This window comes from Aquirufa echingensis (genome assembly GCF_042714525.1).
Classification (GTDB): Bacteria; Bacteroidota; Bacteroidia; order Cytophagales; family Spirosomataceae; genus Aquirufa; species Aquirufa echingensis.
On record NZ_JBBKYA010000003.1, the window covers coordinates 308011 to 328194 of the forward strand.

Annotated in this window: 20 protein-coding genes and 1 tRNA gene; 11 read left to right on the forward strand and 10 right to left on the reverse strand. The window is 42.4% G+C overall.

Annotation, left to right across the window (positions count from 1 at the left end):
• The first annotated feature begins 8 nt into the window (after window positions 1–8).
• From SKC38_RS06615 to SKC38_RS06625, 3 genes are all read left to right on the forward strand, one after another.
• Window positions 9–1364, forward strand: a complete 1356-nt coding sequence (locus SKC38_RS06615) for a fibrinogen-like YCDxxxxGGGW domain-containing protein (RefSeq protein ID WP_377976218.1) — start codon at window positions 9–11, stop codon at window positions 1362–1364.
• A 1-nt stretch (window position 1365) separates the two neighbouring features.
• Window positions 1366–1944 carry a hypothetical protein gene (locus SKC38_RS06620; protein WP_377976220.1) on the forward strand — a complete coding sequence of 193 codons (579 nt, stop codon included), beginning with the start codon at window positions 1366–1368 and terminating at the stop codon, window positions 1942–1944.
• Window positions 1945–2015: 71 nt separating this feature from the next.
• The gene (locus tag SKC38_RS06625) at window positions 2016–4166 is read left to right on the forward strand and encodes a fibrinogen-like YCDxxxxGGGW domain-containing protein (protein ID WP_377976222.1); all 2151 of its coding nucleotides are present in this window, start codon (window positions 2016–2018) and stop codon (window positions 4164–4166) included.
• A 359-nt stretch (window positions 4167–4525) separates the two neighbouring features.
• On the opposite strand, the gene SKC38_RS06630 is transcribed toward SKC38_RS06625, so the two are convergent.
• From SKC38_RS06630 to serC, 4 genes are all read right to left on the reverse strand, one after another.
• The gene (locus tag SKC38_RS06630) at window positions 4526–5854 is read right to left on the reverse strand and encodes an FAD-binding protein (RefSeq protein WP_377976223.1); all 1329 of its coding nucleotides are present in this window, start codon (window positions 5852–5854) and stop codon (window positions 4526–4528) included.
• Between the two features lie 281 nt (window positions 5855–6135).
• Window positions 6136–6516 carry a DUF3237 domain-containing protein gene (locus tag SKC38_RS06635; protein ID WP_377976225.1) on the reverse strand — a complete coding sequence of 127 codons (381 nt, stop codon included), beginning with the start codon at window positions 6514–6516 and terminating at the stop codon, window positions 6136–6138.
• The gene (locus SKC38_RS06640; protein WP_377976227.1) at window positions 6516–7757 is read right to left on the reverse strand and encodes a flavin-dependent oxidoreductase; all 1242 of its coding nucleotides are present in this window, start codon (window positions 7755–7757) and stop codon (window positions 6516–6518) included. Before SKC38_RS06640 ends, SKC38_RS06635 begins: the two co-directional genes overlap by 1 nt.
• Window positions 7754–8824, reverse strand: a complete 1071-nt coding sequence (gene serC, locus SKC38_RS06645; protein WP_377976229.1) for a 3-phosphoserine/phosphohydroxythreonine transaminase — start codon at window positions 8822–8824, stop codon at window positions 7754–7756. Before serC ends, SKC38_RS06640 begins: the two co-directional genes overlap by 4 nt.
• Before the next feature lie 62 nt (window positions 8825–8886).
• Between serC and SKC38_RS06650 the strand changes: the two genes are divergently transcribed.
• From SKC38_RS06650 to SKC38_RS06660, 3 genes are all read left to right on the forward strand, one after another.
• A complete protein-coding gene (locus SKC38_RS06650) occupies window positions 8887–10134 on the forward strand; it encodes an NRAMP family divalent metal transporter (RefSeq protein ID WP_377976231.1) in 1248 nt (415 codons plus the stop codon).
• Window positions 10135–10573: 439 nt separating this feature from the next.
• Window positions 10574–10912: a type II toxin-antitoxin system RelE/ParE family toxin gene (locus SKC38_RS06655; protein ID WP_377976233.1), complete on the forward strand. Its 339-nt coding sequence runs from the start codon at window positions 10574–10576 to the stop codon at window positions 10910–10912.
• The gene (locus tag SKC38_RS06660; protein ID WP_377976234.1) at window positions 10896–11198 is read left to right on the forward strand and encodes a helix-turn-helix domain-containing protein; all 303 of its coding nucleotides are present in this window, start codon (window positions 10896–10898) and stop codon (window positions 11196–11198) included. The genes SKC38_RS06655 and SKC38_RS06660 overlap by 17 nt, the downstream gene beginning before the upstream one ends.
• 201 nt (window positions 11199–11399) lie before the next feature.
• On the opposite strand, the gene SKC38_RS06665 is transcribed toward SKC38_RS06660, so the two are convergent.
• Window positions 11400–11473, reverse strand: a tRNA-Ile gene (locus SKC38_RS06665).
• Between the two features lie 109 nt (window positions 11474–11582).
• Between SKC38_RS06665 and SKC38_RS06670 the strand changes: the two genes are divergently transcribed.
• Genes SKC38_RS06670 through SKC38_RS06690 form a run of 5 tightly spaced genes read left to right on the forward strand, consistent with a single transcriptional unit; the run spans window position 11583 to window position 16672 of the window.
• The gene (locus tag SKC38_RS06670; RefSeq protein WP_377976236.1) at window positions 11583–12839 is read left to right on the forward strand and encodes an HD domain-containing protein; all 1257 of its coding nucleotides are present in this window, start codon (window positions 11583–11585) and stop codon (window positions 12837–12839) included.
• A 16-nt stretch (window positions 12840–12855) separates the two neighbouring features.
• Window positions 12856–13869 (forward strand): UDP-3-O-(3-hydroxymyristoyl)glucosamine N-acyltransferase, encoded by a 1014-nt coding sequence (gene lpxD, locus SKC38_RS06675; protein ID WP_377976238.1) that lies wholly within the window; start codon window positions 12856–12858, stop codon window positions 13867–13869.
• A gap of 14 nt (window positions 13870–13883) precedes the next feature.
• Window positions 13884–15278, forward strand: a complete 1395-nt coding sequence (locus SKC38_RS06680) for a bifunctional UDP-3-O-[3-hydroxymyristoyl] N-acetylglucosamine deacetylase/3-hydroxyacyl-ACP dehydratase (protein ID WP_377976240.1) — start codon at window positions 13884–13886, stop codon at window positions 15276–15278.
• 10 nt (window positions 15279–15288) lie between these two features.
• Window positions 15289–16059, forward strand: a complete 771-nt coding sequence (gene lpxA / locus SKC38_RS06685) for an acyl-ACP--UDP-N-acetylglucosamine O-acyltransferase (RefSeq protein WP_377976242.1) — start codon at window positions 15289–15291, stop codon at window positions 16057–16059.
• 10 nt (window positions 16060–16069) lie between these two features.
• Window positions 16070–16672, forward strand: a complete 603-nt coding sequence (locus tag SKC38_RS06690) for an ABC transporter ATP-binding protein (RefSeq protein ID WP_377976244.1) — start codon at window positions 16070–16072, stop codon at window positions 16670–16672.
• On the opposite strand, the gene SKC38_RS06695 is transcribed toward SKC38_RS06690, so the two are convergent.
• Genes SKC38_RS06695 through gcvH form a run of 5 tightly spaced genes read right to left on the reverse strand, consistent with a single transcriptional unit; the run spans window position 16669 to window position 20139 of the window.
• The gene (locus SKC38_RS06695; RefSeq protein WP_377976246.1) at window positions 16669–17364 is read right to left on the reverse strand and encodes an ABC transporter permease; all 696 of its coding nucleotides are present in this window, start codon (window positions 17362–17364) and stop codon (window positions 16669–16671) included. The genes SKC38_RS06690 and SKC38_RS06695 overlap by 4 nt on opposite strands.
• A gap of 2 nt (window positions 17365–17366) precedes the next feature.
• Complete coding sequence (locus SKC38_RS06700) at window positions 17367–17906, reverse strand: DUF4199 domain-containing protein (RefSeq protein WP_377976247.1); 540 nt, start codon at window positions 17904–17906, stop codon at window positions 17367–17369.
• 2 nt (window positions 17907–17908) lie between these two features.
• Entirely contained in the window at window positions 17909–18427 is a 519-nt protein-coding gene (locus tag SKC38_RS06705) for a hypothetical protein (RefSeq protein WP_377976249.1), read from the reverse strand.
• Entirely contained in the window at window positions 18424–19713 is a 1290-nt protein-coding gene (locus SKC38_RS06710; RefSeq protein WP_377976251.1) for a dihydroorotase, read from the reverse strand. The genes SKC38_RS06705 and SKC38_RS06710 overlap by 4 nt, the downstream gene beginning before the upstream one ends.
• Before the next feature lie 45 nt (window positions 19714–19758).
• Complete coding sequence (gene gcvH / locus SKC38_RS06715; protein WP_377976253.1) at window positions 19759–20139, reverse strand: glycine cleavage system protein GcvH; 381 nt, start codon at window positions 20137–20139, stop codon at window positions 19759–19761.
• Window positions 20140–20184: the final 45 nt, after the last annotated feature.

Genomic DNA, 20184 nt, shown 5'->3' on the forward strand with positions numbered 1-20184 from the left:
CATAACTGATGAAAACCTTAGGATTTATCTTTTTTTGCTGGATACTAACACCGACACTTTGGGCGCAAACAACGACCAACAGTGCTGGTACGGGCACGTTTACAAATACGGGCACATGGACGAGTCCGCAAAACCTGACGGGAACGGCGACCATTATGGATGGGCATACCGTGAACATTCCGAATAATATCAATCCCGTTTATTCCAACAAAATCATCTTTTCAGGAACTGGAAAGTTAGCTTTAACTGGAACTTCGAGTAAATGGATAGCGGCGACGATTATGAACGCGTCTCCCTCAATGGAGTCCTTTAATCTCTCGACGAACTGGTCGGCATCCAGTGTTTACATCAATGATTCCTTTGGAATAACGCACAATACCCCATGGATTGATTCGGGACAAGGATGGTCGGCAGGAACGGCCAATAGTGGGACAGATTATTTACAATATGACTTAAAAAGTCCGCGCTGGGTGCAGGGAATAGTTTCGCAAGGTAGAGCTAATGCCGCACAGTGGGTAACGTCGGCAAAAGTGGATGTCAGTTTAGATAATATCAATTGGGTACCCGCAGCGACAAACTTCACTATGAATAGTGACCAAACCACCAAAGTCTACAATAATTTCGCGAATGTTATGTATGCACGTTACGTACGCGTGACACCATTAACGTCTTATGTATATGCCACCATGCGGCTTGGCGTTTTATTGCGCGACTATCCTTTTAAATCCTGCCATGAGATACTAACCAATTTCCCACAGGCCACATCGGGCATCTATGTCATCGACCCGGACGGATACGCGGGGGCTAACCCATCGACTAACTGTTATTGCGATATGTCAACAGATGGTGGTGGATGGACTTTGGTCTTGAATTATTTACATGCCGGAAATACCAATCCAGCTTTAGTAGTCAAAACAAATTCCTTGCCTTTGCAAGGCTCAACTACCCTAGGAACCGATGAATCTGCATCTGCCTCAACTTGGGGGAATGTTTCGAACACCTATTTGAGTGCATTTACGTTCAGCGAATTACGCTTTTATGCCAAAACTTCGGCACATACGCGTGTGATTCATTTTAAAACCTCACACACGAATACGATGAATTACTTTCTTACAGGAACGGGGAGCATGTCAGGAATTGGGACAGCTGGGAATTATACGGCGCTAACGGGTCATTCGTCTTATTTACCTGCCAGTTCAGCGAGTTATTTTACAAATCAAGGTAATGCTGCCATGACGGAATTTCCATTTTGGCTAAATGGAACGTATCACTGGGGGATCCGTGGAGGTGGTTCACGCTGGGAAGTGGACGATTATCCTGGGAACTCAGCTAATAGTACTTTGCATCAAATTTGGATTAGATAACATGAAAATACTAAGCATCACATTATTGTTCATTAGTTTAGGGACCTATGCTCAAACGGGTATTGGTACTACCACTCCCAACTCATCGGCGAAGTTGGAGGTCTATGCCACCAACAAAGGCTTTCTCCCTCCTCGCATTGCCTTGACAGGTGCAACGGATGTTTCGACGATTGCTTCACCCGTAGCCGGATTATTGATCTACAATACGGCCACAGCGGGTTCCATCCCAAACAACGTAGTTCCGGGTTATTATTTTTACAATGGATCCGCTTGGGTTCAAATCGCAGGCGGATTAGTCATCGACAATTCCAAAACTGCTGCTTTTACATTGAGCTCAGCTGATAATAATAAAATCTTTACTATCAGTTCGGGGTCCAATGTGGTTATTACGGTACCTACCCTGCCTATTGGTTTCAACTGTCAATTTATTCAGACAGGTGCAGGTACGCTGACTCTTAGTGCCTCTGGGATTACGTTAAATTCGGCAAATGGTTTGAATTCTCGGGCGACAAATAGCGTCATTGGTTTAGTGATGAATAGTACAACGACAGGTTTTGTCTTTGGTGACACCTTATATTAATGCGGAGATTTCTAACTATATTATCTTTTATCATTTTTCATAGCCAATCTCTGTTTGCTCAGAATATTGGCATGCAGGCTGCATTGAAAAAGCCCAATATCACGCACATTTACAATTTTGCATATACAGGAGCAATCCAGCAATTCATTGTACCTAATCGGGTTACCGCTATCCAAGTCAATGCGATCGGAGCAAAAGGTGGTACTGGAGGCGGAGGCCAAACGGGCGGTGCGGGAGCCAATATCACTTCCACATTAAATGTAACTCCTGGACAAATTTTATACATTGTCGTAGGTGGATTTCCAGGCCAATCGGCAACTGCCAAATACGGTTTCGCGGGTGCAGGTGGTGTTGCTACCAATACCGCTGGTAATGGTGGTGCAGGCGGTGGATTATCTGGGGTATTTTCATCTAGTACCCCCAATAATTCTAATGCTTTCATTGTGGCTGGTGGTGGAGGCGGAGGCGCAGGAACGGGTGGAACAACAGGATATACAGGAGGAAATGCGCTTAACACGACTTCGGGAACTGCAGCGAATGGCGTGGGAGGACTGAGTTACCTAGTATCTGGCAGGTATCAATTTGGCTATGGTGCTACCCCTACAGCCGTGGGAGTGGGCGGTTTTGCATATGATAATGCCCCAGCGCAGCATGGTGGCGATGGAAACAATATAAACGGAGGTTTTGGGGGAATTGGCACGGGATGGCAAGGCGCAGGCGGTGGAGGCGCAGGATTTTTTGGCGGTGGCGGAGGTGCTGGAGGAGGATCTGCCAATGGTGGAGGTGGAGGAGGTTCGTCCAAATCAACGAATGGACACAATAGTTTTGGGACACCCAATACCACGGGAGACGGAAGTGTGACAATTACCTGTCTATCTAATTCGGGTTTGGTCCTTCATTTAGATGCAGCCAATCCTGTTAGCTATCCTGGTTCGGGAACGACCTGGACTGATTTATCTGGAAATGGTTCGAATGTTACTTTGACTTCAACTTCTTATAATGCAGCGAATGGCGGGTCCATTGAATTTAATGGGACATCTAGTTATGCGAATTTTGCGGCAAACATTGGTTCAACCAATGTAGTCACAGTGGAAATGTGGGTGAAAACAAATTCGCTGAATTTGCCTAATGGATCCATGTATTTTGGCTTTAATTATTATGATGTTTGGACAGAGAACGGTAACATCGGATATAATACTTCTGCAGGTGATCAATATGGAATTTCCTATGCCAGAGCGAATACACTCGGTATAGAGGGGGCTTGGAAGCATTTCGTATTTGTGATGAACGCAGGTGCTAAAACCAATAATAAAATATATGTCAATGGTGTGAGTGAAACAATGGCCCAACAACAAGGCGCGTTTGGTACTGCGAATGCCAATTTCAATTCAGGCGCCGGTCGTATCTCAGGCTGGCGTGGGGATGCCTCTTGGAAAATGAACATGAACGTAGCTAGCTTTAAAGTTTATAACCGGGAATTAACGCAGGCAGAAATCACTAATAATTTTAATTCGACCAAACAACGCTTCTACCCTGATAATTCGGGATTAAGCCCGGAGACGGCATCATCAAGTGCCTATCAAATCAAGCAAGATTATCCCAATTCTCCCGATGGATTTTATTGGATTAAGAATGCGAACATCAACAGTGGAAACCCGGTAGAAATTTATGCCGACATGACGACAGATGGTGGAGGATGGACATTGATCCTAAAGAACTCGTCGTATGCCGCTTGGACCTATGCCAATTCCATGGCGCTCAATACTGACATGCCTTACAAAATCAATGCAGATATCATCAATACAGCAACGGTAAATTATTCGATTATTGGTTGGGCGGATTACATCAAAAAAAGTTCAACAGGCTTTCAATTCATGTTTGATGCAGGTACTAGAAATAGTTACGGAGGTATTTTCACAGCAAATCAGGCATATAGTTTCGTCAGCACGAGCAATGCGCAATCGGACATCACCAATACGGTCAAATTTGGCTCTTGGAATTATACCACCAATAACAATGGATTTGCACAGCGAATGCCTTTTCGCAGTAATACAGCAGGTTCTGGAACAGGATTTTATACAAATTCAAGTGGTACAGGAAACTGGTGGGCAACATTAATTTCAAATAATGTAAATTATTCTCCTGCTCCCTGGCTAAGCGATGCCGGGGGAGGAACTTCAACAAACTCGGCTCCAGGTATCATTTGGTATTGGGTAAGGTAGGAAATTAGACGTTGGACGGTGGACGGTGGACGTTTGCTCTTTGGCAAACCTTTGTAGAGACGCGATACTTCGCGTCTTTAGACACTGGACGTTAGACATTAGACGTTGGAAGTTTGCTTTTTGGCAAACCTTTCAGGATTGCCAAAGTTTGAGACGCATGAAATGCGTCGATTCCCCAGACTAAAGGTCTGGGGTTAAGAATAAAAAACCCCAGGTTTTAACCTGAGGAAATAGACGCGAGGAATCGCGTCTCTACTATCTACAGTCCAATGTCAAACGACCAAAATTTTATAACCCCAGGTTTTAACCTGGGGAAATAGACGCGAGGTATCGCGTCTCTACAGTCCAACGACCAATGTCTAGGAATATATATTCCGCTCCAAAAACCCATTCTTCCACTTCCCTGCCGGATCCATCTCCTTCGCCAAAGCCACAAAATCCTTAAATTTCGGATAGCGACTTTGCAAATCTGCCGGTGCTATCGTGAAGATTTTACCCCAATGCGGCATGTAATTGAACGGTTTTAATGCCGCCTCTACTTTAGGTAAAACAGCCATCACTTTTTCCGTTTCGGGTTTCCACGTGAAGTGGAAGGCGATGACGTCTTGTTTATAGGCGGGGCTCAACCATAATTCGTCCGCCGCGATGCTACGAATTTCTGTCACAAATAAGATGGGAGATACTTCTGGATGCAATTTTTCCAAAGCCAACAAAGCCTCATAGGCATGTTTGCGTGGCACAAAAAACTCCGATTGCAATTCAGCACCATTACTAGGCGTGAAACCCATCTTGAAATGCGGTAAACGCTCATACCATGGACCAGGAACGCCCATTTGGTCTGTACAATTAATCGGGGAATTTAATTTAATTGGATGTAAATTGGTCGTAGCAGCCGTCGCACCCAAAATCGTTTTAGGTCCCGGTTTGAATGTTCCTTCTACCTTTTTCTTGACCCATAATTGGTTGATGTTTTGGTCCAGCCAATGTGTGAACATGGAAACGGAATATCCCAAACCAAAAATTGTATCGATATTTCCTTTCAAAGCCGACATCGGCAAATTCTCATACACTTCCTGTGTCACCTCAAAACGTGGATATACCTTCAAAGCTACTTTGGTCACGATTCCCAATGCCCCAATATTCACCACAGCACCGTAAAATTTGGGATTACTTTTATCAAACATCATCAAGGTACCATCCGCCTTCATAATCTCGATGGCCTCAACAGCCGTAGATAAATTACCTGTCGTCCCACCCGAACCATGCGTCGCAGTTGCACAAGCACCCGCAACCGAAATATGGGGCAATGAAGCTAAATTATGAATGGCATAGCCTCTTTGGTCGATCCATAATCCCAAATCACCATATTTAATACCCCCTTCTGCCCAAACTAGGCCTTTAACTGTATCCAAAGAAATAACCTTGTTCAATTTGGAAGTAGAAATCAAAGTCTCCGTCGTATCCGCCACTGTATTAAACGAGTGCTTCGAACCTAAAGCTTTTCCTTGCTTAATTTCCAGCACCGCTTTTCGCAATTCATCAACAGTTGTAGGATATACAACCTGTTTCGCATGGTAGCGCAAATTGCCTGCCCAGTTGGTCAGGCCCGTATCTGCCTTTTGAAAATTCAACAGCGATCCGCTGAATGCCAAAAGGGCTGAAGATTTAATAAATTCAATTCGTTTCATAGGTAAATAGAGTTAAGAGTTAAGAGTTAAGAGGTAAGAGTTAAGAGGTACCCCCCCAAGGTTTTAGCCTAAGGATCCCCAAGCTAAAGCCTGAGTTTAAAATTATTATAACCCCAGGTTTTAACCTGGGGAAATAGATACATTTCATGTGTCTCAAGCTTTGGCAATCCTGAAAGGTTTGCCAAAGAGAAAATATCCAAAGTCTAAAGTCCAAAGACTAACGACCAATATTTATAACCCCAGGTTTTAACCTGGGGAAAAAGACGCGAAGTATCGCGTCTCTACAAGACTTCATAGAAGGAATGCTTCACCACTCCATCCACCTTTGCCCCATCCGAAACAAACAAGCGTTTGTTCAACCAAGTATAGCGTTCATCGTTAGACTCAAATCGCGAAAAAGTCCGCATATATCCTCCATCACGCAATCCTTGATTCGTTAAGTAGATCAATGCTCCATCATCTGTTTTCAACGTATAGCGTGTATCAATTTCTACCACGCCATCCGCACGAATCTGTTGCCAGTCTCCACCACCTTCTAAGATCGTTCCTTTTAATTCCTCCGACCAAAACTTACCGCCCATCACACGAACGATTCTTCGAGCTCCTAAATCTTGAACTTCACCCAACACAATCTCCGCTTCTAAAAATAATTTCAATTCCATCAGGCTTTGGCATTTAAGGTTTCTACATCAAATCCGGCTACTTTCTTGTAGTGGGCCATCACTTCGGCCAACTCGGCATGCGGAACCTCGCCTTCCTGAAAACCCTTTGGAAAACGTTCTTCCATCAAATCCATGATAAAATCAGGACCCTTTTGTCGGTTCTGCAACACCACCTGAGCCGTCGCAGGCACACGTTCCGAATCATAAGCCTTCAATGCCTCAATTGCATCAACATGATTTTGTAAGGCTAATGCCAAAGCATCCGCATCCAAAATCGCCTGTGATGCGCCGTTTGAGCCAATCGGATACATCGGATGCGCAGCATCACCTAATAAGGTCACCCGACCGAAAGACCAACGAGGCAACGGATCGCGGTCCGACATCGGAAATTCGAATATTCCGCCATGGGTATTTTCAATCATCTCAGGCACATTGATCCAATCAAATTGCCAAGATTGATATATTTCCAATAATTCCTCCTTCCCTACTGTACGATTCCAATCACGAACCGTTATCTCCTTTCCAGATGCCTGACGCAAATTGGCAACCCAATTGATGAGTTGGTTTCCATCCGCATCCAATTCTTTCGAAATCGGATAAATCACCATTTTCTGCTTCATCGAACCGATCATCGCCATGGAAGCTCCCGTCAAATAGGGCTTCATACGCGCCGTGCCACGGTACAAAACATTGCCCGAAAATACTACGCCGCCTTCATCCGGATATAATTTCTTTCGCAAAGTGGAATGAATTCCATCGGCACCGATTAAAATATCCCCAACAACCTCAGCTAAATGTTCACCTGATTCTTTCTCGACAAAAGTCGCTTTGACCTGATCGCCCAAATCTTCATAATCTTGCAAATGCGCATTGGCATGCAATTTATCCGGTCCCAAAACGCGCATGGCTTCTTCCCACAACAAAACCTGAAAATGCCCACGGTGAATGGAAAATTGCGGCCAACGATAACCGGCATGCTTTCCGCGGGGCTCCGACCAGAAAAACTGGCCTTGTCGGTTTGCATATACCAACTCCTCCGTTCCCACGGCAATCTGCGCTATCTTATCCTGCAAACCCAAATTCGTCAAAACCCGAACACAATGCGGTAATAAATTGATACCCACCCCGAGCGGAGTCACCTCTTTGACCGATTCAAACACATGCACATCATGGCCATCTTGGTGCAAGCGCATTGCCGTCACCAAACCACCTATTCCCCCACCGGCAATGATAATTTTCATAATTCAGGTTTAAAATTTTTCATTAAATCAACGAGCAGTTCAACACTTTCGATGTTCATGCCGTTGTACATCGAGGCACGAAATCCTCCTACAGTTGGAAATCCCTTGATACCCACCACATTGTTTTTTGAACAATGTGCTAAAAATTGGATTTCGATTTCCGGACTAATCGCTCGGAAACAAGCGTTCAACACCGATCGGTCTTCTTTGACAGCAATTCCCTCAAACAAGGGATTACGATCTATTTCAGTATAGAGTAGTTCCGATTTCGCAATTGATCTTTTTTGCATTTCATCCAAACCACCTTCCGCTTTTATCCAGCGCAACATCAACAGAGCTACATATACTGGAAATGTTGGAACCGTATGATAGAGCGATTGATTTTGAATATGCGTTCGGTAGTCAAAAATCGTAGGGACTTTGCGATCACTGTTGGAAGGCAGCACTTTGGTATTCACCAAAACACAAGTAATTCCAGCAATGCCAAAATTTTTCTGTGCAGAAGCGAAAATGATTCCAAATCGATCTACATCCAAGGGTTTACTGAGGAAGTCGGAGGTCATATCCGCCACCAACGGAATATCCACTTCTGGGTATTGATGGTATTGAATCCCTTCGATGGTTTCGTTGGAGACCACATGCAGGTATTTGGCATCAGCAGGCAAAGTCCAATCCTTTGGAATACGATCATAATGCGTTTCTGACGCAGAAGCTAAAACATGTACCTGCGCTAATTCACGCGCGGCATCGATGCTACGCAGCGCCCAAAAACCCGTATCCACAATAGCCATGGAATCGTTCAGACCCAATAAATTCATGGGGGCGACGGCCAATTGCGAACTCGCACCACCCGGTAACCAAAGAACTTCAAAATAATCAGGTAATTGATATAATTCACGAACAAGCGCACTAGCTTCCTCGATAATTTGCATGAATTCAGGCGCCCGATGGCTAATTTCAGCGATACTTAAGCCAGAATGATTGTAATCGACGAGTGCATCAGCGGCTTGTTGGAAAACGACAGCAGGTAAGGTCGCGGGACCAGGACTAAAATTATGTTTACGCATAACACGAAAATAGGAAAATATCATTAAACTGCGTAGGAGTTGACAAAAATCAATACAAAAGTATGAGCCTACTAACAAAGATTAAGCGATTTTGGAAATCTGTTGGGCCCGGTTTGGTCACGGGAGCGAGTGATGATGATCCTTCAGGCATTGCAACTTATTCGCAAGCGGGGGCTCAATTTGGGCTAATGACACTTTGGACGACGATCATTACGATACCCTTGATGGCGGCGATCCAACAAATGTGCGCACGAATTGGAATGGTGACCTCACAAGGATTGACGGGAACACTGAAGAAACATTATTCCAAACCTGTGCTTTATGTCATGTTAATTTTTAGTACACCCGCAATTATCATGAACATTGGGGCGGACATTGCAGGCATGGGTGCCGTGGGAAATTTGTTATTTCCCCAAATTGAAGCGACTTATTTCAGTGTTCTATTTACGATCATTTTGCTAGGTCTCATCATCTATTTACCCTACCAAAAAATTGCCTCGACGCTGAAATACCTCTGCATCGTGATGTTGGTCTATTTTGTTGTCCCTTTTCTTTACAAACAAGATTTTGCCCAAATTCTCTCATCTACCTTTATCCCCAAATTTGAATTTTCCAAAGCCTATTTGGCCATTATCGTGGGGATATTAGGAACAACGATTTCACCTTATTTATTTTTCTGGCAGGCATCCGTGGAAGTGGAGGAAATGCAACACAAGAAAAAGTATTTGATGGTGAATAAGCGCTTGATTCATGCAATGGAACAGGATGTGGATTTCGGGATGGGCTTTTCGGGCTTTGTGATGTATTTTATCATTTTGACAACGGGTACGGTTTTGTATGGAGCAGGCATTCATCAAATCGACACGGTGGAACAGGCGGCTATGGCCTTAAAACCTTTGGCGGGCGATTTGGCTTATGTTTTATTTGCTACAGGTGTCATTGGAACAGGCTTAATAGCCATCCCTGTATTAAGTGGATCACTCTCTTACATATACGCGGAGACATTTGGTTGGGAACAAGGTCTCGACAAAAAATTCCATGAGGCCAAAGGCTTTTATGTCATCATCATGATATCATTGTTATTAGGCCTATCCATGAATTACATCGGAATCTCCCCTATTCAAGCATTAATTTATACTGCAATTTTATATGGTGTGACTGCACCTGTGTTGATCGGGATCATACTACATATTTCCAATAATAAAACCATCATGGGTGAATATACAAATACCCGCTACCTGAATGTGATGGGAACCATCGCGATGATGCTGATGGCCGCGGCGGCGGTGGCGTTGGGAGTGTTATATTAGACGTTGGACATTAGACATTAGACGTTGGCTATTTGTAGAGACGCGATACTTCGCGTCTAAATTCCTTTTTGTAGAGACGCGATACCTCGCGTCTGAATCCCATTTTGTAGAGACGCGATACTTCGCGTCTACGACCCCAGACTAAAGTCTGGGGTTATAAGTTTTATAGATTAGACGCGAGGTATCGCGTCTCTACAGTCTACAGTCTACAGTCCAAAGTCTAACGACCAACGTCAAAACATTTTATAACCCCAGGTTTTAACCTGGGGATTAGACGCGAGGTATCGCGTCTCTACATACAAACGTCCAACGTCAAACGACTATATTATCAGTTTACTAGACAAAAAAGCCATCTTCTAGAACTAAGTTTGTCTCCAAGTCCTAAAAAAATAATTATCAAAAGTTTCACTTTAGTACAACAAAAATAATGTAACTTGCGATGCAAAAAATCAGACAAGTCATTTTATACAATCATTATTATCGTGAGTTTTTTGATGCACAACGGCCAAAAATTCAAGATAAAATAATGTGGACTCTAAAATTGATAGAAGAATACCATCAAGTACCTTCAGACTATTTAAAATACATGGTGGGAACAATTGGTCTTTATGAAATACGAATACATTTTGGATCAGACATTTTTCGCATTTTTTGTTTTTTTGACCGAGGAAATTTAATCGTATTGATGAATGGATTTCAAAAGAAAACGCAAAAAACGCCACAAAAAGAAATAGAAAAAGCCATTAAAATAAAACAAGCTTATGAAAACGAATCCTAATACCACCACATTAGATCAGTTCACAACGCAGCATTATGGCCCGAAAGGAACAAAAAAAAGAGAGGCATTTGAACGCGGATACGAACAATTTAAAGTTGGCGCCCTCATTCATGACGCCCGAATTAAAGCAGGTTTAACGCAAGAGCAATTAGCCCAGAAGGTAGGCAGCACCCGGTCCTATATTTCCAAAATAGAAAATGACATCAAAGAGGTGCGTATTTCGAACTTGCAAAAGATTGTAGAATTGGGATTGGGGGGGAAATTGGAATTAAGAATTAAACTATAATATGCCCATTTTGTAGAGACGCGATACTTCGTATCTGAATCCCATTTTGTAGAGACGCGATACTTCGCGTCTACAGCCCCAGACTGAAGTCTGGGGTTATTAGTTTTGTAGATTAGACGCGAGGTATCGCGTCTCTACAGACCACAGTCCAATGTCCAACGTCCAAAAAAAAACACCCACCTTTTCAGATGAGTGTCTTTGTGGACCAGCATGGGCTCGAACCATGGACCCCCTGATTATGAGTCAGATGCTCTAACCAACTGAGCTACAAGTCCGCATTAGCTTGACCTAATGTGATGCAAAATTAATTAATTATTGCTTTCGAACTAATTTGGAGTGAATATTTTCTAAATTTAAGGCTTGAAAAAACGCTAGCTCGTTACCATGTTTCCTACCAAAATCATCAATGATCCGATTTACGGCTTCATTAAAATCAATAACTCTTTCATCCTCAAACTGATCGACCATCCATTCGTTCAACGTTTGAAGCGAATCAAACAATTAGGCCTCGCCGAATTTGTTTATCCCGGTGCACATCATACACGTTTCCACCACGCGCTCGGTGCCATGCACCTCATGGATGAGGCATTGAATAATTTAAAGGCCAAAGGTTATGCGATTTCTGATGCCGAAATGGAAGCTGCTGAGATTGCCATTTTACTTCACGACATCGGACATGGCCCATTTTCCCATGTATTAGAATATACATTGTTGAATCATGTTCACCACGAAGAGATCTCAAATCTCATTATGGAGAAACTGAACCAACATTTTGAAGGCCGACTGAGTTTAGCAATCTCCATGTTTGACGATTCCTATCCGAGAAAGTTTTTTCATCAGTTGATTTCGAGCCAACTGGACGTTGACCGACTAGACTACCTTTCTCGCGATTCATTCTACACGGGGGTTCGTGAGGGTTTCATTGGTTCTGAGCGTTTATTAAGTATGCTTGACCTACAAGACGAGAATCTTGTCATGGAAGAAAAAGGGATTTATTCGATTGAAAATTTCTTGATGGCGCGCCGTTTGATGTATTGGCAAGTATACTTACACAAAACAGCCATCGCAGCAGAAACGATGTTGATTCAAATTCTTCGTCGAGCGAAATACCTCATTAACCAAGATAAACCACTGAGCTGTTCAAAAGCATTGATGCAATTCCTAAGCAAAGAATATACCTGGGAAGAATTCACCGCCGATCCTAACCTATTAATCGCCTTCACGGATTTAGATGACCATGATGTTTGGGCTGCTATAAAAACCTGGAAAGATGCTGACGATAAAATCTTGTCGCTTTTATGTTCCCACTTTTTGAGTCGGAAATTGTTTACGTGTAAACTCGGCAGCCAACCGCTTCCCAAGTCAAAACGCACGGAGATCTCCGAAGAAATCAAATCAACACTGCAAATCAACGATGAAGAATTATCCTATTTTGTCATCGAAGGGTCCACAAGCAATTCGGCCTATGTCCAAGGGGATAACACGATTAAAATCGTCGATAAACTAGGTCAAGTGGTCGAGCTAACGGAGGCATCTGACCTCCCAACCATACAAGCCCTAAGTAAGATTGTGAAAAAATACTATTTTTGTTGCCCAAAGAGCGTATATTTGCAAGGTGTATTGAACTCACAAACATTCTAAATTCGAATTATCCTATATGAAGTTTACCGTTGACCAAATAGCGACCATGATTCAAGGAGCAGTAGAAGGCGACGGAACTCAATGCATTACGGGATTCGATAAAATAGAAGAAGGAAAAACAGGAAGCATTTCTTTCCTTTCCAACCCCAAATACGAATCTTATTTATACGAAACGGACGCCACGGCAGTCATCGTATCAACTGATTTGGCATTAAAATCTCCCGTAAAATCAACACTTATCCGTGTGAAAGAGCCTTATGTGGCTTTTACCATCTTGTTGCAAAAGTACCAAGAAATGATGTCGGAACGGGAAACAGGCATACGAATAACAGCGCATATTGCGGATGGCGTAAAAGTAGGAAAAGATCTATTTGTAGGCCATTTATCCTTTATTGATGCGCAATCAAGCATTGGTAATTATAATAGCATACATAACCACGTCAGCATTGGAAAAAATGTACATATTGGCGACAATTGCATCATTTATCCTGGCGTAGTTATTTACAAGGATACGATTATTGGAAACAATGTCATTATCCATGCCAATGCGGTCATTGGTGCAGATGGTTTTGGTCATGCTCCTCAAGCAGATGGAACCTACAAAGCGATTCCTCAGTTAGGAAATGTAGTCATAGAAGATGATGTAAGCATTGGTGCCAATGCCACGATTGATCGGGCAACCATGGGTTCTACGTTCATTCGCAAAGGCGTTAAATTAGATAATTTAGTACAGGTTGCCCATAATGTGGAGATTGGCGCAAATACCGCCATCGCCGCACAAACGGGGATTTCTGGTTCTACAAAAATAGGTGAAAACTGCCTCATCGGCGGACAAGTTGGCATTGCTGGTCACCTCAGCATCGCACCTAAAACCATCATTACGGGACAATCCGGCGTCACGAAATCAATCAAAACGCCAGGTCAAACCATGGGTGGTTTTCCTGCAACAAATAATGTTGACAATTTAAAACGTAGCGCATTAATCCGACAATTGCCGGAGCTATTCGAAAAGATTAATAAAATTAAATAAGCGTACCCTTTCTTATGAATAATAAGCAACATACGATTTCTAAATCTGTCACGCTTTCCGGAGTCGGTTTGCATACAGGCGTTGTAGCCAATATGACTTTTTTACCCGCGGCAGCTAATCACGGAATTAAATTTCAGCGTGTGGATTTACCGGGCCAACCGATTGCAGATGCGGACGTAGACTATGTCGTAGATACATCCCGCGGAACAACGATTGAGCACAATGGTGCCCGTATCAACACCGTTGAGCACGTTTTAGCAGCTTTGGTAGGTCTTGAAATTGATAATATTCTCATCCAATTAGATGGCCCTGAACCACCGATTATGGATGGATCTTCCATCAAATTTGTGGAAGCATTAAAAGATGCAGAACCTGTTGAACAAGAAGCGCACCGTAAATTCTTTGAATTAACCGAAGAGGTTCGTTTCAAAGACTTAGACAAAGGAATCGAATTAGCCGCATTACCACTAAATGATTACCGCATCGCTGTAATGGTGGATTATAACTCGAAATTCTTGTCGAGCCAACATGCCAACTTAAGTCATGTTTCTCAATTTGAAAAGGATTTCTCTATGTGCCGTACCTTCTGTTTCGTGCATGAACTTGAAGCCTTATATAAAGCGGGTTTAATCAAGGGTGGAGATTTAAATAATGCCATCGTGATCGCAGATAAGGACTATTCAGAATCAGAATTAGCACATTTATCTGAAGTTTTAGGCAAACCCAAAGTATCCATTTCCAAGGAAGTAGGTATCTTAAACAATACGAATCTACACTTCAACAATGAAATGGCACGCCATAAATTGTTGGATGTTATGGGGGATTTGGCATTAGTAGGCCGACCAATCAAAGCACAGATTTTGGCATCACGCCCAGGTCATGCATCCAATGTTGAATTGGCTAAAAAAATCAAGAAATTGATGTTGGAAACAGAGAAAAACAATGTCCCTGTTTACGACCCAAAACAACCTCCTATTTGTTCGCACGAACGGATTTACGAATTATTACCACACCGTTATCCTTTCCAAATGATTGATAAAATCATTTACCTGGATGATAACAGCGTAGTTGGCGTTAAAAACGTAACCATGAATGAGAATTATTTCATGGGTCACTTCCCGAACAACCCGGTAATGCCAGGAGTTATGCAGGTAGAAGCCATGGCACAAACAGGTGGTATCCTCGTATTAAGCTCTGTACCGGATCCTGAGAATTATTGGCCGTACTTAGTGGGCATCGAAAACTGCCGCTTCCGTAAAAGTGTCATTCCAGGTGATACCGTTATCTTCAAATGTGAATTAACTGCTCCAATTCGTCGGGGAATTGCCAAAATGATTGGCAAGGCCTACGTAGCCGGACAAGTAGTTTGTGAAGCTGAAATGACGGCTAGTTTAGTTAGAAAATCTTAGGTATTTGATTATGAGTCAACCACTTTCTGTAATACATCCCAATGCCAAAATTGCTGCTAATGTCAGCATAGATCCTTTTTCTGTTATTCATGAGGATGTAGAAATAGGTGAAGGTACGTGGATTGGATCCAACGTAACTATTTTCCCCGGTGCAAGAATCGGTAAAAATGTACGTATTTTTCCTGGAGCCGTTATTTCAGCGATTCCACAGGACCTGAAATTTGGTGGCGAAATCACCACGGCAGAAATTGGTGACAATACAACCATTCGTGAATGTGCCACGATTAATCGGGGTACGTCCGACAAACAAAAAACGGTTATCGGCAAAAACTGCTTAATCATGGCTTATGTCCATGTGGCACACGATTGCATCATTGGTGATAATTGTATTCTAGCTAATGCCGTTCAAATGGCAGGACATGTGACCGTAGGTGATTTTGCGATTATTGGTGGCTCATCAGCAATACATCAATTTGCATCGATTGGCCGACATGTCATGATTTCCGGTGGCTCATTAGTTCGCAAGGACGTCCCTCCTTTCACAAAAGCTGGTCGGGAACCGCTTAGCTATGCTGGCATTAATTCTGTAGGTTTACGTCGTCGAGAATTTAATGATGCACAAGTTGCTGAAATCCAAGACATCTACCGCTACGTATATTTAAAAGGCTTGAACAACCAAGAAGCTTTGAATCAAATCGAATCCAATATTCCTCAATCTGCTTACCGCGACGAAATCGTTGATTTTATTCGCAATTCAGAGCGTGGAATTATGAAAGGATAAAATGGCTCCCATGAAGATCATTGCCACAGGTATTCACAAAAAATTCCGCCAGGAATGGGTCTTCAAGGCATTATCCTATACATTTGAATCAGGTAAATCCTATGCAATCATAGGTCAAAATGGTGCAGGTAAATCTACCCTCCTAAAAACCCTTGCCCAATATAGCCTACCGAATAAAGGCAAGGTTGAATTTGAAGGCCTATCGGAAGATATCAACAAGCAAATCAGCTTCGCTGCTCCATATTCCGAATTAATCGAAGAATTCACACTACCCGAATTATTAAACTTCCTGATTCAAATTGATTTTCTTACAGCTCGTTGGGATTTCGAAGCTTTCTCATCCTTCATCGACCTACGCCCATCCGAAACGAAATACATTAAGAATTTCTCATCCGGAATGCGCCAAAAAGTAAAGTTGGGAATTGCTTTAGCTGCCGACAGACCAATCTTGTGTTTAGATGAGCCTACTTCCAATTTGGATGAAACGGCAAAGAACTGGTTTTACAGAGCTTTGGAAAGCCAAAGGCATAAGTTGATTCTTATCGCTTCCAATGAACAAGCGGAAATAAATTTATGTACGGATCAACTCGCTATTGCCGACTACAAGGCTTAAGCAAATTTCAAATCCAATCGCAAGCGAATTAATCCGATTAAGATCGAGCATATTCCCACGAAATAAAGGACACTACTGCCATCGATGACGCCCTTGCTCATTTGTTGGTAATGTGCATACACCGACCAGGTTTCCATCGCAGGAATTTCTTGCAGGCCTTGCCAACAAGCGAAATTAAAGACTAAACCGAGGACAAAGGCTAAGGACTGTTTGGAAACAAGCACAGAAGCTAAAGTAGACAAGCAAATAAACACAGCACAAAGCAATATTAAAGCGGTATAAGCACCAATTATCAAAGAAGCATCATAATTCCCCTCAGGACTGCCGAGTTGGCCTATCGAATAAACGAAAATACCTGTGGGAATTAATATGATCAATACCAGGATAAATGTACCCAGCAATTTACCAATCACGATTGAATTCATGGAAACCGGCAAGGTTCTTAATAAATCGAAAGTGCGCATCTCAAACTCTTCCGCAAAAGAACGCATCGAAATGGCTGGTATAAAAAAGAGAAAAAACCAAGGACTTAAATCGAAGAAAACCTGCATTTCTGCAAATCCATAATCGAGTATGTTACCATCCAACCACCACAAATAAATCCCCATCAAGACATAAAAAGCCGTCATAATGCCTAATCCCAAAAAGGAACTAAAGAAATGACTTAACTCTTTTCGGATGATTGCTAGCATGCTTATTCGTCAAACATCGGTTTTTCACGCTTCATGATACCTGAAACAATAAGTCCTAAAACAAATAGAAAGAAAGTGGTGGCAACAACAACCATAACAAACTGAACACCAGGACCTAGCATCATATTCGTAATCTTTTCAGCATCTTGAATTTGACTCTCCGACATACCTTGATCTTCAAGTCGCTGGCGCGCTAAATCCATCTGTTTTTGAATAACCGCATTATCAATAAAATTGATGTAAATGTAGTTAAAACCACCCGCCACAAGTCCCCACAGTGCACCTAATAATGTAGAACTTCCTAAGCCCTCTCCATAAGTTAAATATCCGCCTTGTTGCTCTCTGACCTCTTTTAACGCCAAAAACAAAACAGTGACATTAACTACAAAAGTTATTAAAAACGAGACCCAACCCAATGTTTCCGAAAAGTCCTCAGCTAATCCTGAATACTGCGTAACTACGGATACAAGGAAGCTAATCAAGCCACCAATAATCCCCCATTTAATAAGAATCAAACTTTTAGATGATGTATTCGTTTCCATATTTATTGTTTATAATAAAGTGAAATTAACAAATTTGGCAAAAACGCTAGAAACAACTTTTGACTAAACTCATCTCGGGCGATGCTAAATGCATTGATTCCCTGAATACCTTGCATTAGTTGGAAATAATACTCCTTCCCTTCTTGCTTAATAATCACATCCTTGTATTGCCCTAATTCATTCACGCTGATGCGAATGTAATCTTGAAGCACCTCTAAACCCGATGCAGATTCGTAGAAATAATACAAAGAGAATGCTCCAATCAGTGCCGTCAACAATACAAAAATATACTGATACAAGAATAATTTCAGAAAATGTACCGAAGCGCCCCGATTGGCTCCTACCCAGTTTTTTGCTAGATATACTTGAGCCAACAAAACAAGAACAAAAGACGGCGCCTTTTTACCTGCCAAAGGTATAATGCCATTAACAGTTAAAACATAACAGTAAACACCCATCAATAGAACGCATACTAAACTCACACCAATCAATCGCGGCCATATACCTTTTAACTCACTCATCGTTGATATAAAATTTGATCTCCCTTGATTACATGGCTAATCTGCGTTGAAAAAGTCACTCCGATGAAGCACGAATTTTTCGATCGCCCCAAAATATCACTTTCTTGGTAAACATGATGTATTCCCCGCTCAAATACCACCACTTTGATAGGAGAACCCACCTCAATTACAGGCAATTGAATTCCTAATAAAGCTGCTGGCTTACTGGTAACATAATCCAAGCAATTAGTCAATCCACGCTTTTCTGCTACATCCACAAAAGCGGCTAACAATGTTTCAAGACCAATCGTCCCAAAATCCGCATGATCAAATTCCAAGGCTTTTGATTCAAATTCCACCGGATGGTGATCCGAAACAACTGCATCAATGGTACCTGCAGCTAAGCCCTTCCACAAAGCTTCCAAATCAGAGTTCGCTCGGAAAGGTGGAAACACTTTCTTATTTGTATCAAAATCAGCAATGGCATCTTCTGTAAAAACCAGTTGGTGCACAGCCACATCAGCTGTCACAGGCAATCCTTCCGCCTTGGCGGCTTGAATCAAATCAATACTCGCAGCGGTCGAGATACAAGAAAAATGCAGTCGGAAATCAGCATGTGCTAATCCAAAGGCATTCGCACGTACATAGCGCAACAAATCCAAATCCCGCTGGATACTCATGCTTTCACTCAAGACTGGTATTCCTTTTAAGCCTAATAAAGTACTTTGTAATCCTTCATGGATTTGACCATAAAGCGATAATGCCTCCGTGTCCGGCCGACTAACAATCGTTACTGGCAAGGTTTGCAGGTATTGAAGACTTTTGGACATCAAATCCACAGGCTGCAAAGAACCCGCTCCATGGCCAAACCATGACGCACCCGCACGATGTAAATCAAATAAATCGGTAAAATTCTCTCCTTTATTATCTAGGCTCAAAGGAGCCATGGGATAAAAAGAAATGGCATCTGATTTTTGGCTAATAAACCGAATCGCATCAGCTTGTTGGGGCACCGGTGAACCCGTAGGCAACAACAACATATCCAACACGCCTCCTTTCAGGGCCGATTTTCCTAAACTATCCCAATCCTCCCGATGTTCACCACCAGGTAAGGTGTTGTGTACACGTAGGTCGATAACAGAAGGACTCAAATGCAATTGATTACCTTCAATGACAACATCGGCCTTTTCTTCAATGGATGAAGCGATTTGAATCCATTGGCCATTTTCCCCCAATAAATCCATCGTCTTCCCAGCAAAGCTTGAGCGAGAGTCTGATACTAAAACTGATTTAAATAAAATCCGCATGTTTGTATAAGCTAAAAAAAAACCCTGAAATCAGGGTTTTAAAAATCAATGTCCAACAAATGCTTGATAGGTCGCTACATCCATCAATTGATCAATGTCGCCCAAATCACTTGGTTTCATTTTCACAACCCAACCTTCTCCAAATGGATCCGAGTTAACTAATTCTGGGCTGTTATTTAAATTCGTATTAAATTCAACAATTTCTCCTGCAACAGGTAAGAACAAATCCGAAACCGTTTTCACAGCCTCTACCGTTCCAAACACTGCATCTTGTGCGATGGTCTTCCCTACAGTTTCCACCTCAACAAAAATAATATCACCTAATTCACTTTGTGCGAAATCCGTAATACCTACAATCGCCACATCACTCTCAATCTTAATCCACTCGTGTTCTTTCGTATACTTTAAATCTGCTGGGAAATTCATATGTTCGTATTTTTTTGCTTGCAAAGGTCATTAAATTCAGGCTTG

Bases quoted from the DNA above. Each gene is read 5' to 3' on its own strand.
- SKC38_RS06710 (WP_377976251.1), bottom strand. From the start codon at position 19,713: ATGCGGATTTTATTTAAATCAGTTTTAGTATCAGACTCTCGCTCAAGC.
- SKC38_RS06700 (WP_377976247.1), bottom strand. From the start codon at position 17,906: ATGGAAACGAATACATCATCTAAAAGTTTGATTCTTATTAAATGGGGG.
- SKC38_RS06640 (WP_377976227.1), bottom strand. From the start codon at position 7,757: ATGAAAATTATCATTGCCGGTGGGGGAATAGGTGGTTTGGTGACGGCA.
- lpxA (WP_377976242.1), top strand. From the start codon at position 15,289: ATGAGTCAACCACTTTCTGTAATACATCCCAATGCCAAAATTGCTGCT.
- SKC38_RS06615 (WP_377976218.1), top strand. From the start codon at position 9: ATGAAAACCTTAGGATTTATCTTTTTTTGCTGGATACTAACACCGACA.
- SKC38_RS06690 (WP_377976244.1), top strand. From the start codon at position 16,070: ATGAAGATCATTGCCACAGGTATTCACAAAAAATTCCGCCAGGAATGG.
- SKC38_RS06635 (WP_377976225.1), bottom strand. From the start codon at position 6,516: ATGGAATTGAAATTATTTTTAGAAGCGGAGATTGTGTTGGGTGAAGTT.
- SKC38_RS06630 (WP_377976223.1), bottom strand. From the start codon at position 5,854: ATGAAACGAATTGAATTTATTAAATCTTCAGCCCTTTTGGCATTCAGC.
- SKC38_RS06620 (WP_377976220.1), top strand. From the start codon at position 1,366: ATGAAAATACTAAGCATCACATTATTGTTCATTAGTTTAGGGACCTAT.
- SKC38_RS06705 (WP_377976249.1), bottom strand. From the start codon at position 18,427: ATGAGTGAGTTAAAAGGTATATGGCCGCGATTGATTGGTGTGAGTTTA.
- SKC38_RS06695 (WP_377976246.1), bottom strand. From the start codon at position 17,364: ATGCTAGCAATCATCCGAAAAGAGTTAAGTCATTTCTTTAGTTCCTTT.
- SKC38_RS06670 (WP_377976236.1), top strand. From the start codon at position 11,583: ATGTTTCCTACCAAAATCATCAATGATCCGATTTACGGCTTCATTAAA.
- SKC38_RS06660 (WP_377976234.1), top strand. From the start codon at position 10,896: ATGAAAACGAATCCTAATACCACCACATTAGATCAGTTCACAACGCAG.
- gcvH (WP_377976253.1), bottom strand. From the start codon at position 20,139: ATGAATTTCCCAGCAGATTTAAAGTATACGAAAGAACACGAGTGGATT.
- SKC38_RS06680 (WP_377976240.1), top strand. From the start codon at position 13,884: ATGAATAATAAGCAACATACGATTTCTAAATCTGTCACGCTTTCCGGA.
- SKC38_RS06625 (WP_377976222.1), top strand. From the start codon at position 2,016: ATGCAGGCTGCATTGAAAAAGCCCAATATCACGCACATTTACAATTTT.
- SKC38_RS06650 (WP_377976231.1), top strand. From the start codon at position 8,887: ATGAGCCTACTAACAAAGATTAAGCGATTTTGGAAATCTGTTGGGCCC.
- serC (WP_377976229.1), bottom strand. From the start codon at position 8,824: ATGCGTAAACATAATTTTAGTCCTGGTCCCGCGACCTTACCTGCTGTC.
- SKC38_RS06655 (WP_377976233.1), top strand. From the start codon at position 10,574: ATGCAAAAAATCAGACAAGTCATTTTATACAATCATTATTATCGTGAG.
- lpxD (WP_377976238.1), top strand. From the start codon at position 12,856: ATGAAGTTTACCGTTGACCAAATAGCGACCATGATTCAAGGAGCAGTA.